We start from the raw sequence: 16,184 nt of genomic DNA, 5'->3' as shown, positions 1-16,184 counted from the left end.
TTTTTATGCATTATATTTATAGACAGGTATTTTTTTAAATCTATGATAAATGCTTGTTCAGTTTTTTTAAGTTTGTTATATGGAAGAACAAAATCAAGACAATCAATTAAATATTGAGCTTTCTGAGGAAGTAGCAGAAGGTATATTTTCAAATCTGGCGATCATCACTCACTCTAATACAGAGTTTGTACTGGACTTTATCAGGGTGATGCCGGGCGTACCAAAAGCGCGTGTGAAGTCCAGGATTATCCTGACTCCAGAACATGCAAAAAGATTGCTTGGAGCGATGCAGGATAATATAGAAAAATATGAGGCGATCAACGGGCGTATAAAAACCCAGGATGAGCCTCCGGGTTTTCCGATGAACTTTGGTGGGCCGGCGGCCCAGGCCTAATCTATAATTTTATGGATATGATTGATGACAGCATCAGTTTGGTTTGGTTCAAACCAGGTGATGCTGTCATCTTTTCTAAACCAGGTTAATTGCCTTTTGGCAAATCTCCTTGTATTTTGCTTGATTTTATCGATAGCTTCCTGAAGAGAGCTTTCTCCGTCGAGATAAGCGAATAATTCGGAATAACCAACGGTGTTTAATGCATTGTAACTTCTGAAAGGAGATAAGCCTCTTACTTCATCCAATAACCCCTTGTCCATCATGTGGTCTACCCTGAGATTGATACGTTCGTATAGCTTGCTCCGGTCAGTATTTAATCCGATTTTAATGATGTCAAACGGTCTGATTTTCTTACTGTTGGTAAGAAATGAAGAGAGTTTTTGTCCAGTTGAAAGATAAAACTCCAGGCCCCTTATCATTCTCTGGGGATTGGCCTGATCTACTTTTGTATAGTATTCGGGATCATATTCACTCAATTGTTTTTTTATGGGCTCAATACCTTCCTGTGCCAACAATTCATTAAGTGAGTTTCTGATGTTGAGGTCTGTCTGGGGCAATTCATCCAGACCATCGCATAGCGCATTTATATATAGGCCAGAGCCACCTACTATCACTAAAAGATCATGTTTTTTATACAGTTCATCCATCAGGGCAAGTGCCTGTAATTCAAAATCACCTGTGCTAAAAAGTGTTTCTATACTATGGGAATTGATGAAATGATGAGGTGCTTCTGCAAGTTCTTCTGGCGAGGGCTTGGCGGTGCCTATCTCCATTTCCCTGAAAAACTGGCGGGAGTCTGCGGAGATGATTTCAGTAGAAAACTGCTTTGCTATTTCAATAGCTAGAGCAGTTTTCCCGATGGCTGTAGGTCCTACAACCACGATTAGTGTTTTATTTGATGCCATAATCAGGCATTAATAATCTTCTTCTTTATATTCTTCGTCTTCGTAGTTGTCATTATCCGAAAATTCATCAGCTTCTTCTGATTCGTCTTCTGCATCGTCAGCTTTTTCTTCAGTATTGATTCCTCTACCGCCCATTGCTTCCAGTTCTTCTGTATCTTCAGGAACAAAGTCCATCTCATTGAGAAAATCAAATTCTGTAGACACAGGGTTTGATGATACGGCTACCGCTCCGAAGTTATTCTTGTCGATGATTTTAGGGGCCTCTCCCGTACTTTTAACCAAATATGGGTATTCGATATTAGGATCTGTTTCAAGGATGATTTTAATAAGCTCTACGTGGAAATCAAAGGGCCTGTCGAAGTTGTAGATGTAATAAAATTTCTGATGCGGGTCTTCAATAAAGCTACTCAATTTAGATTTCTCCATTAAAGCCACACCCCTGTCGATTTTGCGCTGATTTGGTAAATAAGCGATTTCGTCACCTTTAATCCAATTGTCTGTGCTCACAAAAAAAGATGAAGATTTTTCTGCCGAATACCCAGTTGAGCGGTGTACTGCTTTATGCAAATCTTCAAATGTCTGGGTTGATTTTATATCGATTTCCCTTACTACTTCATCGAAATCTTCAAAACTTATTCTAAATCTGTAAATTGCCATTTGAGCTTATTTTCTAGCTATAAAATTAAAAAATAAAATATACTTTCTATAATTTGTATTCATGTGTAACCTGCAAATCTGCTAATTGTTTACAGGAGAGAGGCCTAATTCGTTTGCCTTACGAAGCATGAACTCCATGGCTTCTTCGTAAGAGTTGGTGATTTCGCCTTCCAGAATTGCTTCGCGGATTGCGTTTTTGATCAGTCCGACTTCCTTTCCTGCACCCAGGCCAAAGGTAGTCATGATGTCATTTCCACTGATGGGTGGCTGCCAGTTTCTGATCTTATCCCTTTCTTCCACATCCTTTAACTTCTGTTTTACCAGTTCAAAGTTATTGCGGTATTTCTTTACCTTATATTCATTTTTTGTGGTGACATCAGCGTTGCAGAGGATCATGAGGCTTTCAATATCTTCACCGGCATCAAACAACAGTCTTCTTACTGCAGAATCCGTAACTACTTCCTGGGCGAGCACAATGGGACGCAGGTGCAATTGTACCAGTTTTTGTACGTATTTCATTTTCTCGTTCAGCGGTAATTTCAGCTGTGCAAAAATCTGAGGAACCATACGCGCACCTTTGTCCTCATGACCGTGGAATGTCCAGCCATGGCCTTCTTCAAAACGCTTTGTAGCAGGTTTTGCGATATCATGAAGAATTGCTGCCCACCTCAACCAAAGATCGCTGGTAGCTTCGCATATATTGTCCAGCACCTGCAGGGTATGATAGAAATTATCTTTGTGCCCTTTGCCGTTGATGATTTCCACACCGTATAAATTGGCCATTTGAGGGAATATAAGGTGTAAGAGACCTGTATCAAACAAGTATTTGAAACCAACCGATGGAAGAGGCGACAGGATGATTTTATTAAGTTCATCAGTAATGCGCTCTTTGGAGACAATGCTGATTCTGGCTTTTTGCTGACTGATGGCTTCTAGTGCTTGCTCGTCTATAGAAAATCCAAGTTGTGACGCAAATCTGATGGCCCGCATCATGCGCAGCGGATCATCTGAAAATGTAACCTCAGGATCCAATGGCGTTCTCATCAATTTGTTTTGCAGATCCTCAGTGCCGTTAAAAGGATCAACGAGTACTCCGTAGGAATCCTTGTTTAACGATATTGCCAGGGCATTGATGGTAAAATCCCTCCTGAGCTGATCATCTTTGATAGTGCCGTTTTCTACGATTGGTTTTCTGGAATCTGACCGGTAGGATTCTTTTCTGGCGCCTACAAACTCGATTTCAAGATCCTGAAATTTTAGCATTGCAGTACCGAAATTCTTAAAAACTGCAACTTTTACTTTGAGCTGTGCGGCAACCAGTTCAGCAAATTCAATTCCATTGCCCAATACGACAATGTCAATATCCTTTGAAGGTCTTTGAAGAAAAATATCGCGTACATATCCACCTATGACGTATGCTTCGATGTCATGCTTAGCGGCAGTATCGGCAAGAACCTTGAAAACAGGATGTTGTAGATGTTTCTCCATTGCTGAACTGCAAAAGTACTAAAACTTACCTTCTAATAAAGGAAAATTGGCCGCCGGGGGCTAATTTCATTATAGTAGATGGTTTTTTGCGTTCACGGAGATCTTGTTCCAGGTCTACCACCAAATCCACTGCATCTTTGATTTCATCACTTATTTCATCGAAAATAGCTGGTGTAGGTTGGCCTGATATATTTGCGGAGGTAGAGGTGATCGGCTTCCTGAAGCGTTGTATCAATTGCTGGCAGAAGTCGTGTTTTACAATACGGATACCTACGCTTCCATCTGCATTAATTACATTTTTAGCCAGGTTCTTCGCATTAGAAAAGATAATGGTCAATGGGTTTTCTGCGTATTCTATCAGATCGTAGGCGACATCAGGTACGTCGCTTACATAGCTCTGTAGTTTATTGTCAGTGTCGAGAAGAATGATGAAGCTTTTGTCTTCCGCGCGGCCTTTAATTTTGGCTATTTTAGCTACGGCTTCTTCATTGGTTGCGTCGCAGCCCAGTCCCCAAACGGTATCTGTCGGATACAGGATGACACCTCCATTTTTAAGAACAGTCAATGCTTTTTCTATTTCTTGTTTTAACATCATTAATTGTTTTTAGCAGATAATGTCGTGTTGTACACGTTGATCATATCATTGGCGATCACTTCATTGTCGAATTTCTTAACGTAGGTCAAACCTTCAGTTATCATTTGTTGCTGTAATTGGGGGTTAGCGATGATTTGATTGATTGCTGACGCCAATGCAGCATGATCCAAAGGAGAAACATAGAGGCTCTTATTTCCGCCAGCTTCTTCCAGACAAGAACCTGTTGCCGCAACTACAGGTACTTTACTATACATGGCCTCAATAATTGGTATGCCAAATCCTTCATATAGAGAAGGGTATGCAAGAACTTTAGCCATTTGGTAGATGGCAGGAAGTTCGTTAAATGGAACATTCTGAAGGAATATGACACGTTCTCTTAATTCCAGTTTATCGATTTCCTGATTCACCAGTTCCATATACCCGGTTTTTCTGCCTACAACTACCAACTTGTAAATCGGGTCTACATTCTTTAATGCTTTGATGAGCGTGACCAGGTTTTTCCGGGTTTCGATAGTTCCTACATTTAAAATGTAGTTTGCGGGAAGAGAAAATTTAGCACGAACTGTTTCATTAAATTTGGCGTCTGCATCAGCTTTGAAACTATCATCACAACTCTGGTAGACGACATCAATCTTGTCGGGACTGATGTTGAAAAAACTGATGATGTCCCTTTTGGTACATTCGCTAATGGCGACGATCCTGTCTGCATGCCTGCAGGCATATTTAGCCTTCAGCTTATAAATGAAGCGGTCTATGATTTTAAAATACTGAGGGAATTTTAAAAAGATCAGATCGTGAATGGTGACGATGCTGGCTATCCCGGTCTTATCTATTCCCAAAGGGATCTCATGACTAAGACCATGAAAAAGATCTACTTTGTCGCTGATGAGCTGTTTTTTTATTCCTGAAGTCCGCCAAAGCAAACCCGGGTTTTGTGGCATGCAAACCTTGATCTGTTTGTCTTTTAGGAAATTGGTGACCTGAGGACGGTCTTTTATTTTCGGCGTATAAACTAAGTATTGGTTTTGAGGGAAGAAAGATGCAAGCTGTGCAATTAACGAGCGGCTGTAATTTCCAAGTCCCGTAAAGTTGTTTGCTGCTCTTTTTCCGTCAAAACCAATCTTCATTATGTTTATACAGCTACGTTGTTTTCTCTCAAAGCATTATTAAGAGAAGTCTTTTTATCTGTAGATTCTTTACGCTGACCGATGATCAGTGCGCAAGGTACATGGTATTCTCCGGCAGGGAATTGTTTTGCATAACTACCTGGAATTACTACAGAACGTGCAGGCACGATACCTTTATATTCAACAGGAGTCGGTCCGGTCACATCGATGATTTTAGTTGATGCAGTAAGTACCACGTTGGCACCCAATACAGCTTCAGTTTCTACGCGAACACCCTCTACAACAATAGCTCTTGAACCTAAGAAACAGTTGTCTTCGATGATCACAGGAGCAGCCTGAACAGGTTCCAATACACCACCGATACCAACACCGCCACTTAAGTGAACGTTTTTGCCAATCTGTGCGCAAGACCCTACAGTTGCCCAGGTGTCTACCATTGTACCTTCATCTACATAAGCGCCTATGTTTACATAAGAAGGCATCATGATAACTCCTTTAGACAAGTAAGCGCCATAGCGTGCACTTGCACCAGGGACAACCCTTACACCTAATTCTTTATAATTGGTTTTAAGTTTCATTTTATCATGAAACACAAAAGGACCTACTTCTGTAACTTTCATTTCTCTGATTGGGAAATAAAGAATTACTGCTTTTTTCACCCATTCATTGATTCCCCATGAATTTAGCACAGGCTCAGCAACACGCAGTTCGCCCTTGTCTAACTGCATAATTACAGTTTCAATTGCCTCGCAATACTGGCTGTATTCTAATAAAGTTCTATCTTCCCAAGCGGCTTCTACCAACTTTTTTAATTCTGCTATCATGATTTTTTTAAATTTTTGACCAAAATAAATGAATTTTATCATAATCCTTCAATATTATCTATTTTTGAAGAGCTATGAGTGAACAGGAAAAATTAAGAATTGATAAATACTTGTGGGCAATACGCTTATTTAAGACCAGAAGTTTGGCTACAGAAGCCTGTAAAGCAGGTCGTGTTAAGTTGAAGGGACAAAACCTCAAGCCTTCGGCAATCGTAAAGGCAGGAGATGTTTATCAGGTTTCCAAAGGGATAGAGAAAAAAGTAATAGAGGTGGTCGAATTGCTTTACAATAGGGTAGAGTCTAAGATCGCAGTGACAAAATATAAAGACATTACTCCGGTGGAGGAAACTCATGCTTTTAAATCGATGTTCCATGCGCCTGCCCTAAAAAGAGACAGGGGTGCGGGAAGGCCAACTAAGAAAGACAGAAGAGAGACAGACGATCTGATAGAGGGATTGTTTGAAGAGGAGTAATCAGGGCTTTTCCAGGAGTCTCATTCTGTATGCCATCATGGCTGTTTTTCCGAGTTTTTTTAGTAGCTGATAATTGGCCACAGCGCCTACAGCCGCACCAACTACTGGTAACATTTGAGCAAGCTTGGCAATGTCGATGTAGTCGCGGTATTCCTGCTGAAAAGTCTTCCAGTCGAAATTGTCGGAGTTCTCAGGCAGGATATGTAATTTTTCATCCCAGTCTTCCAGGTGCAAGTATATTTTAGTGGCGCCGCGCTGACTGGAAAACGAGAGCTGGAAGATGTAAAGAATGTAGAGCCGTTCGCGGAAGTCTTTTACATCGAACCCATAAAGTGCCGCGATTTCAAAAAGCATTTTCATTTTGATGCCGATGAGCAGGGGAAAGTCGGCCATACTCATCAAGAATCCTCCTGCACCAGTGATACCACCTTCAGCAGCCCCTGTTTTACTGTAGCTTTCAATTTTGTCTTTTACCAGTGCTTCACGATGAATCATGCTCATCTCCACAGCAGGCAAAGCAGATGTGGTGTATTCAGAGCCGAACAGTACCGCACGGATCATGGCTTTTATTGCTGTGGTAATGGCATCGTGAACTTTATCAGGAATATAACTATTGATCTTTTTCTGAACTTTATCAGTCATGTTGTTCAGTAAAGAAGGTTTTTTCATCATTTCCCGCTTCCAGAATTCCAGTTCAATTTTTATCTGATCAGTATAGTTGTACATGCTTTTTAGACGCTGTTATTCTCTTGAGGTTACACGAAGCTAACACTGCTACTAGTAGTCATTCCGCATGGCCGATTGGTCCCATAGTTTAAATGCCTGCTGGGCTTCGTCTCTCAGTAATTGCGTAATTGGAAGCTGGCGTTCAGACATCGGTTTGCCGATCTCATCGTAGATGAAGTTGTCGTCAAAGCCAATATTTGCAGCATCAACTTTAGTATTGGCATAGTATATGGTCTGTATTTTAGCCCAGTAAATTGCGCTTAGGCACATAGGGCAGGGCTCGCAGCTGGTGTAGATGATGCATCCGCTAAGGTCGAATGTATTTAATGCCTGACAGGCAAGCCTGATGGCGGATACCTCAGCATGAGCAGTCGGGTCATTGGTTGTGGTTACCAGATTTGCACTTTTGGCAATGACTTGATTGTCTTTCACGATCACAGCTCCGAACGGTCCGCCGAGACTTTCCAGAACGTTGGCCTCGGACAGCTGAATAGCCATTCTCATAAAGTCTTCATGTACCTGTTTTTGCTTCATCATAAATTCAGTACAAAAAAAATGCCCCGGTTTAAAGCGGGGCATTTTAATTATCATTTATCAGATTATTTTTTCTCTGGTTTGTAAGCATCGTTCAGACCAACAATCACTTCGCTGGTTACATCCAGGCTTTCATCAGCAAACAGAATTGTTCCGTTTCCTTTTGAATAACTAAGTACCATTTTGTAGCCTTTCTTTTTTGCATATTCTTTTAGGTAATCAGCTACTTTATCATAAAGTTTTTCATTTTCAGCAGCCTGCTCATTTTGAAGAGCTGCGCCTGCATTTTGCTGATAAGCTTGTAATTCCTGTTGCTTACGTCCCAGTCTTTCTTCAGTAGCAGCCCTTTGATCAGCAGCCATTGTACTTTGCTGTTGTTGATATTGAGCAGCTTCACGCTGGAAAGCCTGACCTTTAGCAGCCATATCTTGCTGGGCAGCTTTAGCTTTAGCTTCCAATTTAACTTTCAGGTCTTTAAAGTACTGATATTTAGTAAGTAAAGAGTCAGAGTTTACGTATACAATTTTCTCGCTGTCAGCTACTGTAACCGCTGCTTTATCACCTGTTTTAGTAGTTGTTTCCTTGTTTTGGCAAGCTGCCATTAATGACACTATCGCTACTGCAGAAGCAATACCCGTAAATTTTGTTGTTAATTTCATTCTTATTTAATTTTAATAATTATTGTCTATCTCCAATGAGGGGTAATTTCAGCAAACTTAGATAAAAAATGTAATTTATCAAGCTTAATAGTTATCCACATTTGCGGTTAATTGGCCATAAATGGTTAAATTTGAATCTAAATGTTTTATTTAAAAATATGAGCGAAGAAAAAGATCCAAAGTCAAATTATTCGGCAGATAATATACAGGTATTAGAAGGTTTGGAAGCGGTGCGTAAGCGCCCTTCGATGTATATAGGCGACACCGGAATTAAAGGTTTGCACCACTTGGTTTACGAGGTTGTAGATAACTCAATTGATGAGGCATTGGCAGGACATGCTGATACCATATATGTAAATATACTTAAAGACAACTCAATCAGGGTTGAAGATAACGGTCGTGGTATTCCAACCGGTATCAATACAAAAGAACAAAAATCAGCACTTGAAATCGTAATGACGGTTTTACACGCCGGGGGTAAATTTGATAAGGATACCTATAAAGTTTCCGGAGGTTTGCATGGTGTGGGGGTAAGTTGTGTTAACGCATTATCTACACACCTGAAAGCGGAAGTGCACCGCGAAGGAAAGATCTGGGTACAGGAATATAATATTGGTAAACCGCTATATGAGGTTAAATCTATAGGCGATACCGACAAGCGTGGAACGATAGTAACGTTCACGCCTGATGCAACTATTTTTACGCAAACTACGGAGTATCGTTACGACACCCTAGCAGGCAGACTTAGAGAGCTTTCGTTCCTGAACAAGGGCATTAAACTTACACTTACTGATGAGCGTGAAGAGCTGGAAGATGGTTCTTTCTTTAGTGAGGTATTCCATTCACAAGGTGGATTAAAAGAATTTGTACAATTCCTGGATGGTAACCGTCCTTCGTTGATCGAAGAACCTATCTATGTGGAAGGGATTAAGAATGGCGTTCCTGTGGAGTTGGCATTGCAATACAATGACAGCTATGCAGAAAACGTACACTCGTACGTAAATAACATCAATACCCACGAGGGTGGAACTCACATTGCAGGTTTCAGAAGAGGTTTGACGAGAACGCTTAAGGCTTACGCTGATAAATCGGGCTTGTTGAAGAACGTGAAGTTTGAAATTACCGGTGATGACTTTAGAGAAGGTTTGACTGCAGTTGTATCTGTGAAGGTACAGGAACCTCAGTTCGAAGGCCAGACCAAAACCAAACTGGGTAATACAGAGGTAATGGGAGCGGTAGATATCGCTGTAGGTGAGGCACTGAACAACTACCTTGAAGAAAATCCAAGAGAGGCCAAACTGATCATCAATAAAGTAATCCTTGCTGCTACAGCACGTGCGGCGGCACGTAAGGCACGTGAAATGGTACAACGTAAGAGTGTGATGGGTGGCTCAGGCCTTCCGGGCAAACTTGCCGATTGTTCAGACAGCGATCCGGAAAAATGTGAGCTTTACCTGGTGGAGGGAGACTCCGCGGGTGGAACTGCAAAGCAGGGCCGTGACCGTAACTTCCAGGCGATCTTACCATTGAAAGGTAAAATTCTGAACGTTGAGAAAGCGATGGAGCATAAGATCTATGAGAATGATGAGATCAAAAATATGTTTACCGCATTGGGTGTAAGCATAGGAACTCCTGAGGATGATAAGGCATTGAACTTAGTTAAGTTGCGTTACCATAAGATTGTAATCATGACGGATGCTGATATCGATGGATCTCACATTACGACATTGATCCTTACGTTCTTCTTCAGATACATGAAAGCATTGATAGAGGCTGGTTATGTTTACATCGCAGCACCACCATTGTATCAGGTAAAAAAAGGTAAAGAGTTTGAATATTGCTGGAATGATGTACAGCGCGATGCTGCGGTACAACGTCTGAAAGGTGCCGGTAAAGAAGAAAGTGTACACATTCAGCGTTATAAAGGTCTTGGAGAGATGAACGCTGAGCAGCTTTGGGATACTACATTGAACCCGGCTACGCGTACTTTGATGCAGGCTACTATAGAAAATGCAGCAGAATGCGATCATACTTTCTCTATGCTAATGGGTGATGATGTTGCTCCACGGAGAGATTTTATCGAAAGAAATGCGAAATATGCGAAGATCGACGCTTAATTGCCAGATCGTTTCATAAAAAAAGGCTTCCGGAATTCCGGAAGCCTTTTTTGTTTCTATGGCTATACTAAAGTGAGGTTTCGGTATATTTTTTAAAGTTGTCTAAGATTGCCTGCCAGCCACCCTGCTGCATTTCAATAGGGTTCGTATTTTCTGCATCAAAAGATTCAACAACTTTAGTGGTGTCACCCTCATCTGTGAAGGTGATTTTTACTTTTCTGCCATCAGCCATTGCATACTCAATCAGCTTGTGTTCTTCTACATTGGAATACACGCCTTCAAAATCAAAGCTCATGCTTCCGTCTTTGGCTGCCATTGTAGATTTGAATTTTCCTCCGGTACGAATGTCATTGTCTGCATAAGGCGTATGCCAGTCATCAGAAGCAAAACTCCATTTGGTGATGTGTTCAGGGTTTGTCCATGCTTCCCATACTTTTGCCACAGGGGCATTAACTGTGTTCTCTACTGTAATTACTGTTGGTTCCATATCTTTCAGTTTTTTAGATCTTTTTCTGATGTAAAATTAAGAGATGGGTTTTAGAAATAAGATGTAGAGTAATGACAATTTAAGGGGGGATTTATGACTATCCCCATTCTTTTATCATATTCGTACATTCCTCCATAGGTAGTCTGTCATTATATGATATCAAATGTTCTATTTTGCTTTTCCCATTTTCCCTGGTAATAAGATCGGATTCTACAATAGAACGAATTAACCAAAGTATACCCTTCACCTCAAGACGTTTAGATGTACAGAATTTTCTCAGCTTATTGTCTCCCGAAAGCACCGTCAATTTCAGTTTTGCAGCGTAATAATATACTGAACGATCAGCAGGTTCCAGCCCTTTGGGCATTTCCAGACGGTATATCTCGGCAATTTCATCGACGTTAAAATTATAAACTAACAAGTCGCCGCTCAGCAAAAATGCAGAAAGTTTTTCTTGCTGTCCGGCATGTAACTGGTCATAGACCTCTCTTGTTGTATGAATTTCCAGGTTTAGCTTAAACAGATAAGATATTAAATCAAGCTTTATAAGGTCAATAAAAATATTTGCATCTGTAACGGCTATCTTCATTCTGGACTGTTTATATGCTATTGTCTAAATATTGTTCTCTAAAATCGCCTAATGTCTGGTTATTCAACGCAGCAGCTTTAGTAGAAGAGATTACCTCTTGTGCAACTGCCCGCATTAGCAATTGTATAAAACGGTTTGATTCCTCTCTTCCATTATAATTATCTTTCTCCTGCTTTTTCAGGTTCTGATTGTATTTGATCATAAAATACTTCAGATAAGACTCAGAGACTAAACCAAGCACTTTTGCCCTGTACATAATTGCGGTCAGCGAGATGCCGTAATACTTTTTTATAGAGATGAGTTCATTGGTGTATACCGACTTACGTTTGCCACCGAAATATGACAACAGTTTTTCATCGGGGAGCAACATTGCTCCTGCAAAACAGTCGCACAAGCGTTCGGCAAGTTTTTCTTCCACCTGATCCAGGTTCATATACAGGTGCCCCAACTCATGTAGCACAGTAAATCGTTTACGTACCAAAGGAATTTCCTGATGATCGTTATATACAATTACACCCAGATCATTACCTATTACAGTTGATAAGCCCGAAAAAGAAGGATCTGCCACTGTTCTATAGACCTTTATGTTGTTTTCTTCCAGTAATTCTATGATATTATAAATAGGGTCAGTACCTATTTTAAGAATTTTTCTCATTTCCTTAGCAGCCATATCAGCCTCTTCGGTATTCTTTACCTGGTAAGACTTTATTTTAAATGGAAGTTTTCTCTCCATTCCCAGTAAGTTTTCCAGTTCAAGATATCTTTCCAGGTATTCTATGGTTGCGCTTTTTACTTTTTCCTGTTCCTTTACAAGTAATTTTTTAAGCTTCCTAAACTCGACATGCTCTAATACAACAGAATTATCCTTAAAGAAATAATCTAATGTAACGTGAAGCGCTTTGCAAAGTTGTGATAATATTTCGCTGTCCGGACTTTGTTCTCCAGCCTCCAGGCGATTTAGTGCCTGCTTGGATATGGAATTGCCCATTACATCAGATAGTTCCTGCAGGGACAGTCCGTTCATCTTGCGAGCGTTTTTTAATCTTTCTGGGAATTGTTTCATATGTATTCCTTGGTAAATCTATACTAAATAAAGTAAACCGACCAACTTATCGGACAAATTTAAATATTATTTCTATAATGTCCGGTAGATTGGTTACATTTGATCTGTAATTTGTTTAGTACAAAGCTTGTGCCTCAATAACAATTACGGGATAATTAACTTGTTATGAATACTAGAGAGAAAATTCCTGAGTCGGTAAAATTCCGGCTATGGGGCAAGGCTGCCGGTCGATGCCAATTTACGGGCTGCAATGAACCAATGTATTATGATCGCTTAACGAAAGCAGAGTTCAATACTGCATATCTGGCGCATATCTATGCAGTAAGTCCTGGTGGAAACAGGTATGATCCTGAGCTATCACCCAAGCTTGTTAAAGACATTTCAAATTTGATGCTGATGTGCGATAAACACCACCGTGACATTGATGATAAAGCAAATGAAGGCTATTATACAGCTCCGTTTCTTTTGCAGATGAAAGCTGCACATGAGCAGCGGATAGAACTGATTACAGAAATAGGCAGTGAACACCAAAGCCATGTTTTACTGTTTGGCGCAAAAATCGGAACTCATGAAGTGCCTTTATCTTATCGGGTTGCTGCTGAAGCCATGTTGCCTCATAAATACCCGGCTGGTACCTCTGCCATTGAACTTGGATTAAAAAATGCGGTTTTTGAAGATCATACATCAGAGTATTGGACTTTTCAGGAAAAGCAACTGGTCGAAATGTTCAACCGTCATGTATTGCCTTTAAAGGGTAGCCATGATGTACAGCATTTTTCCATTTTTGCTCTTGCACCCATACCTCTTCTAATTAGACTGGGCACATTACTTAGCGATATTTACAGCGCTGATGTTTATCAAAAACATAGAGAGCCCAATACATGGAAATGGCAAACCATAACAACGGATCATCCGATTAATTTTAGCAAACCATCAGACACAAGTGGTGTACCTGCGTTAAAAATTTCATTAAGCGGAACCATTACAGACGACCGGATAGCCAAGGTAATGGGTGGCGGAGCCAGTATATACCATATTACTATACCCGTACCTGATAATGATTTTTTAAAGAGCAAGGCGCATCTCGCAAATTTCAGAACCACTTTGCGGCATGCCTTAGATCACATCAAATCCATTCATGGCCATGATCAGGTGTTGCATGTGTTTCCCGCGGTTCCCGTATCTGCTGCTGTGGAATTAGGAAGAGTGTGGATGCCTAAGGCAGACATGGCCATGTGCATTTATGATCAAAACAACAAACTAAACAATTTTATACCAACCTTAACCATTAAACACCATGATTAATCTTTCATACAGTCAGAAACAAGAGTTAGGAGGTCTTTTAGAAAGATTAGCCACTTCTATCGACCTAACAGAAACACAATATAAAGATGCGATTTCAAGATACGAAGCGGTAAGTGCTTTTCTCGCAGATCCAGCGGGTAGTCTTGCTCCTTACAGGCCAGGTTGCAGATCACAGGGCTCTATCAGGATAGGTACCGCAGTAAATCCCGTAGACGAAGAATGTGAGTTTGATGTAGATGTAACCTGCTGGCTTGATATTTCTCTTCCAGTGGTACAGGCATTTGTAAAAGGGCTTATAGGAGACAGGTTTAAATCTGATGGAACATACAGATATATGCTGAAAGAAAAGAAACGTTGCTGGAGGCTTAAATACCATGAGGCAAGCAGGTTTCATATGGATATTGTACCTGCTATTTCGGATGATTTTAACTGGCTGCTGGCGCTGGGGGTTCCTTATAAATATGCCCAGCATGCCATCCTCATTACAGATAATACACTGCATAATTATTACGACAATTCATACGAACTTCCACGTAGCAATACTGAAGGATATGCCTTGTGGTTTACCGACATTATGCGAATTCAGGCTGACCAGATCAGAATGAAACTGGCTGCTGAACTGAGAATGAGTGTTGATCGCATCCCGGAATATAAAGTACGAACCCCATTACAAAGAGGAATTCAGCTGATGAAAAGGCATCGGGACATCATGTTTGGTGATGACGAGCTCAGACCGATCTCCATTATCATTACAACGCTAGCGGCAAAAGCCTACGAATTGGTTATGCAATCTCAAAGCAGTAATTTATTCTATGATATTATAGTTGCTATGGTTCGTTTGATGCCACGTTTTATTGAGTATAGGAATGGTATCGCATGGATTGTAAACCCAGTAAACCCGAATGAAAATTTTGCTGACAAATGGCAGGAAGATCAGGAACTGGCTGAGAGTTTCTTTCGCTGGCATACTGCTTTTTTAAACTCACTGGAAAATGAACGTTTGATAGACAAACCGGTTGTATTGGGAGATCACCTAAGGAAACATTTTGGGATACGGGCTGCCAATGCTGCACTTAACATTACCGGATATACCAGCGAAAATGAACGTATAGAAGGTCTGAAGAAAGCTGCTGCGGCCATTGCCGGAGATGCGGCTTATACAGACAGAAGGGGAAATGTAAACACAAGTAACCTCGGCGTAAAAAATGAACCACATAGATTTCACTTTGATGAAAGAAAGAATAAAGATCCCCAGAAAAAAAGGCTATAAGTATTTCTACCTGAATTCACAAAAGCAGTTGATAGAAAAGCATTACGATTTTCTAAAATGCAGAATCGAAAAAAATGTATTAAAATGCGTTGGCTGGATTCAGCCTGAGTTCTGTAGCAATGCTTACAAGGTATTAATTGAATATGTCGTGGGCAAAGAGCCTAAAACCACCATTCTATATCCGAATGTTAAACCCGGTGTGAAAATACATATGTATGGGGATCACAGCTTATGCCTTCACTATCCTCCGGATATGAAATGGACTGAACACACCAGGGTTTATCAATATACTGTTCCCTGGATTACAGAATGGATCATCTATTATGAACTTTATCTGGTGAACGGCGGGTTATGGGAGGGGAAAGAATCTCCAGCTCATTTGACAGACGCAACAATGAATGTCAATCAGGATTTGGATGACTAAATGAGTTTGGTTCCTTTAAAGTTCCACCCACACACTATCACTTACACTCATTTTGTCATCTGCCATAAACGAGATATAAGCATGCATTGGTTGATCGAGCAGGTTAGGGGGAAGTTCAAGAAAATCCCGGCCTTCTTTTCTCTGAGCTCCGCTGAATATATAAATCGCTTGCTGCTGGTTCGGGAAATAGGCGAGCAGCATGGTACGGTCGTTTTTAATACCCCATTCCATATCCGCTGCAACTTCCCAGGTAAATTCAATGCCATTTGGCAATAGTGAAACTGCCGGATTTATCGCAGGTTGTAGTGAACCTTTACTTACCAGCGCCTTGCTGTAGTCCATTTCTATATTAGGGTATTCGCCCTGCAAAGCATGCAGCTTATTATAGGAGAGCGCTTCGTTGTGTTGATGTTTGGTTGTACCTTCAACAGCGAAGAAAAAGCCTAGCTTAATGAATGGTAGAATAGGTTTTAGAAAAGCATTTGCAACTGCCATTTTCTGACGGTTAATGAGTTCCGGAATAGTAGGAGGTTTCGCGCGCTTACCA

General features: G+C 40.7%; 19 protein-coding genes. 6 read left to right on the top strand and 13 right to left on the bottom strand.

The annotated features are described in order from the left end of the window. Positions 1-79 precede the first annotated feature (79 nt). Positions 80-394, top strand: a complete 315-nt coding sequence (locus tag R2Q78_RS20550) for a DUF3467 domain-containing protein (protein WP_136835330.1) — start codon at positions 80-82, stop codon at positions 392-394. Here R2Q78_RS20550 and miaA read toward each other — a convergent pair. From miaA to R2Q78_RS20520, 6 genes are all read right to left on the bottom strand, one after another. Further along, a complete protein-coding gene (gene miaA / locus R2Q78_RS20545) occupies positions 391-1,299 on the bottom strand; it encodes a tRNA (adenosine(37)-N6)-dimethylallyltransferase MiaA (protein WP_316794443.1) in 909 nt (302 codons plus the stop codon). The two genes, R2Q78_RS20550 and miaA, sit on opposite strands and share 4 nt — an antisense overlap. Before the next feature lie 9 nt (positions 1,300-1,308). Further along, positions 1,309-1,956, bottom strand: a complete 648-nt coding sequence (locus R2Q78_RS20540; RefSeq protein ID WP_316794442.1) for an IS1096 element passenger TnpR family protein — start codon at positions 1,954-1,956, stop codon at positions 1,309-1,311. An 81-nt stretch (positions 1,957-2,037) separates the two neighbouring features. Next, positions 2,038-3,444 carry a CCA tRNA nucleotidyltransferase gene (locus tag R2Q78_RS20535; RefSeq protein WP_316794441.1) on the bottom strand — a complete coding sequence of 469 codons (1,407 nt, stop codon included), beginning with the start codon at positions 3,442-3,444 and terminating at the stop codon, positions 2,038-2,040. A 25-nt stretch (positions 3,445-3,469) separates the two neighbouring features. Next, on the bottom strand, positions 3,470-4,036 hold the full coding sequence (locus R2Q78_RS20530; protein ID WP_316794554.1) for an L-threonylcarbamoyladenylate synthase: 567 nt from the start codon (positions 4,034-4,036) through the stop codon (positions 3,470-3,472). 2 nt (positions 4,037-4,038) lie between these two features. Beyond that, entirely contained in the window at positions 4,039-5,166 is a 1,128-nt protein-coding gene (locus R2Q78_RS20525; RefSeq protein WP_316794440.1) for a glycosyltransferase family 1 protein, read from the bottom strand. 5 nt (positions 5,167-5,171) lie between these two features. Beyond that, positions 5,172-5,990 (bottom strand): 2,3,4,5-tetrahydropyridine-2,6-dicarboxylate N-succinyltransferase, encoded by an 819-nt coding sequence (locus tag R2Q78_RS20520; protein ID WP_316794438.1) that lies wholly within the window; start codon positions 5,988-5,990, stop codon positions 5,172-5,174. 74 nt (positions 5,991-6,064) lie between these two features. Here R2Q78_RS20520 and R2Q78_RS20515 point away from each other — a divergent pair, with 74 nt between their 5' ends. Then, on the top strand, positions 6,065-6,463 hold the full coding sequence (locus tag R2Q78_RS20515; protein WP_316794437.1) for an RNA-binding S4 domain-containing protein: 399 nt from the start codon (positions 6,065-6,067) through the stop codon (positions 6,461-6,463). On the opposite strand, the gene R2Q78_RS20510 is transcribed toward R2Q78_RS20515, so the two are convergent. The 3 genes from R2Q78_RS20510 to R2Q78_RS20500 all read right to left on the bottom strand — a co-directional run bounded on the left by R2Q78_RS20510 (position 6,464) and on the right by R2Q78_RS20500 (position 8,382). Further along, complete coding sequence (locus R2Q78_RS20510; protein WP_316794435.1) at positions 6,464-7,189, bottom strand: EcsC family protein; 726 nt, start codon at positions 7,187-7,189, stop codon at positions 6,464-6,466. 51 nt (positions 7,190-7,240) lie between these two features. Then, on the bottom strand, positions 7,241-7,726 hold the full coding sequence (locus tag R2Q78_RS20505) for a nucleoside deaminase (protein WP_410478499.1): 486 nt from the start codon (positions 7,724-7,726) through the stop codon (positions 7,241-7,243). Between the two features lie 62 nt (positions 7,727-7,788). Further along, the gene (locus R2Q78_RS20500) at positions 7,789-8,382 is read right to left on the bottom strand and encodes an OmpH family outer membrane protein (RefSeq protein ID WP_316794432.1); all 594 of its coding nucleotides are present in this window, start codon (positions 8,380-8,382) and stop codon (positions 7,789-7,791) included. A gap of 158 nt (positions 8,383-8,540) precedes the next feature. On the opposite strand from R2Q78_RS20500, the gene gyrB reads away from it, so the two are divergent. Next, positions 8,541-10,499 carry a DNA topoisomerase (ATP-hydrolyzing) subunit B gene (gene gyrB / locus R2Q78_RS20495; RefSeq protein ID WP_316794430.1) on the top strand — a complete coding sequence of 653 codons (1,959 nt, stop codon included), beginning with the start codon at positions 8,541-8,543 and terminating at the stop codon, positions 10,497-10,499. A gap of 67 nt (positions 10,500-10,566) precedes the next feature. Here gyrB and R2Q78_RS20490 read toward each other — a convergent pair whose 3' ends face one another. The 3 genes from R2Q78_RS20490 to R2Q78_RS20480 form a co-directional block, all read right to left on the bottom strand. Then, positions 10,567-10,986 (bottom strand): SRPBCC family protein, encoded by a 420-nt coding sequence (locus R2Q78_RS20490; RefSeq protein ID WP_316794427.1) that lies wholly within the window; start codon positions 10,984-10,986, stop codon positions 10,567-10,569. Between the two features lie 97 nt (positions 10,987-11,083). Then, positions 11,084-11,575 carry a hypothetical protein gene (locus tag R2Q78_RS20485; RefSeq protein ID WP_316794426.1) on the bottom strand — a complete coding sequence of 164 codons (492 nt, stop codon included), beginning with the start codon at positions 11,573-11,575 and terminating at the stop codon, positions 11,084-11,086. Between the two features lie 10 nt (positions 11,576-11,585). Next, positions 11,586-12,638: an XRE family transcriptional regulator gene (locus R2Q78_RS20480; protein ID WP_316794425.1), complete on the bottom strand. Its 1,053-nt coding sequence runs from the start codon at positions 12,636-12,638 to the stop codon at positions 11,586-11,588. A gap of 165 nt (positions 12,639-12,803) precedes the next feature. Between R2Q78_RS20480 and R2Q78_RS20475 the strand changes: the two genes are divergently transcribed. Genes R2Q78_RS20475 through R2Q78_RS20465 form a run of 3 tightly spaced genes read left to right on the top strand, consistent with a single transcriptional unit; the run spans position 12,804 to position 15,637 of the window. Further along, positions 12,804-13,943, top strand: a complete 1,140-nt coding sequence (locus R2Q78_RS20475) for an SAVED domain-containing protein (RefSeq protein WP_316794424.1) — start codon at positions 12,804-12,806, stop codon at positions 13,941-13,943. Next, positions 13,936-15,213 carry a nucleotidyltransferase gene (locus tag R2Q78_RS20470; RefSeq protein WP_316794423.1) on the top strand — a complete coding sequence of 426 codons (1,278 nt, stop codon included), beginning with the start codon at positions 13,936-13,938 and terminating at the stop codon, positions 15,211-15,213. Before R2Q78_RS20475 ends, R2Q78_RS20470 begins: the two co-directional genes overlap by 8 nt. Further along, positions 15,173-15,637, top strand: a complete 465-nt coding sequence (locus tag R2Q78_RS20465) for a hypothetical protein (RefSeq protein ID WP_316794422.1) — start codon at positions 15,173-15,175, stop codon at positions 15,635-15,637. The genes R2Q78_RS20470 and R2Q78_RS20465 overlap by 41 nt, the downstream gene beginning before the upstream one ends. Positions 15,638-15,652: 15 nt before the next feature. Here R2Q78_RS20465 and R2Q78_RS20460 read toward each other — a convergent pair. Next, on the bottom strand, positions 15,653-16,184 hold a 532-nt coding region (locus tag R2Q78_RS20460), incomplete at its 5' end, for a DUF6266 family protein (protein ID WP_316794421.1).

The organism is Pedobacter frigoris (assembly GCF_032678645.1).
GTDB lineage: Bacteria > Bacteroidota > Bacteroidia > Sphingobacteriales > Sphingobacteriaceae > Pedobacter > Pedobacter frigoris_A.
This window is presented reverse-complemented; position numbering and strand designations above follow the sequence as displayed.